Here is a 1,427-nt window from a genome sequence, read left to right as displayed (position 1 = left end):
ATAGCTATGGGAAGTGGTGAATCATATGCTGTTTTTACTGAAAAAGTTGATAATATGAGAGGTAATACTTCGGAAATTGATTTTGAAGCAATAAAGAAATATAGAGAAGAAAATGGAATAACAGTTTATTAAAAAGGAGTGTATAAGAGAGTTACATATCAATTGTAGCTCTCTTTTTATATACAAAAATATAAGAAAGAGGGTGATTATTGTTTTCTTTTTGAGGTCACATTCGGAAGCGAATTAAAATACTAAAAATTATTAAGATAGGAGAAATCTAAAATGAAGAAAAACAAACAAAGAATACTGTCTTTTTTAATGGCAGTGCTAATGACCTTGGTCGCAGTAGTTCCAACAAATGTTGATGCTGCGACTTTTGCATTTGGTGGCTATCTGGGTAATTGTATGGGATATGAAATCTATGCTTATACAGTAGATGGTCAAATTGGATTTTGTATGGATTATGGTTATGGACTACCTACAGGTAGTTTAAATGAGGATTCAACAAAATCATATTCAAGCGATGGCTCTAGTGATTTAAGCACTGGTGCTAAGTATGCTAAACTTGCATATTTCTGGAAAAATCATAGTGGATATTCTGATAAAGATGCACGTATGATTACTCAGGCTCTTTTATGGGGGCTTAGAAGTGGAGAAAATGTCAAGTCTTTATGCAATAGCTATAATAGCACACTTTATAATACTATTTTTAAAAAAAATGGCGACATTGATGCTACTTATACTATTTATAAAGGTTCTTCAGGACAAAAAATGGCTGTACTGGATGGAAAAGAAATACCGACAAAAGACGTGGATTTAAGAAGTTATACCAAAGATATTAATTATCGTCAGAAACTGACATTCAAGAAGACAGATAATACTGGTAAGACTCTTAAGGATAAGGTTTTTGGCATTAGGCTTGAAACTAAAAATCTATCTGCTATTAAAATTAACAAAGGTGTTTTTGTAACTCCTGAAGACATTGAAGGAACAAAAGCTACACAGCCTTGGTATGCTATAGTTTCAGCAAACGGTGATGAACAAAATAAGGTTAAAATAGCTGATAACGGTAATAGTAGTGTTAATTCTTTAGCGATTAGTGGTAAGACTACTAAATTTCAAATGTCTACAGATAACATGGAACAGTTTTATCAAAAGAGTAATGGCAATACAGTTGTTTTTGTTATGACTGATGGTAATGGAGAGGTAGATCTTACTTTCGCGTATGAATATACTTCACCAACTTATTATTATGGTGTTGTAGATGGAAATGTTATTAATTCTTATAGTGAATGGAATAGTATTAAGAATAATATTATTTCTGTAGCTGGTGAAGAAATGACAGTAAAGAAAGCGCTTGATGATAAGTGTGATGAAAAAGGTATAACCAGTGGAATGGTTTACTTTAAAGAACGTGCCATGAGAAA

1 protein-coding gene is annotated in these 1,427 nt (G+C 32.0%); it reads left to right on the top strand.

Translation table 11 applies throughout. The features are described 5' to 3' along the window. Positions 1–282 precede the first annotated feature (282 nt). Positions 283–1,427 (top strand): hypothetical protein (locus tag B5D16_RS12290; RefSeq protein ID WP_143405137.1); only part of this gene is annotated, 1,145 nt, incomplete at its 3' end.

It is taken from the genome of Eubacterium uniforme, assembly GCF_900167115.1.
Taxonomy (GTDB): domain Bacteria; phylum Bacillota; class Clostridia; order Lachnospirales; family Lachnospiraceae; genus Eubacterium_S; species Eubacterium_S uniforme.
Note: the sequence above shows the minus strand (reverse complement) of the source record. Positions and strands in the feature narration are given on the sequence as shown.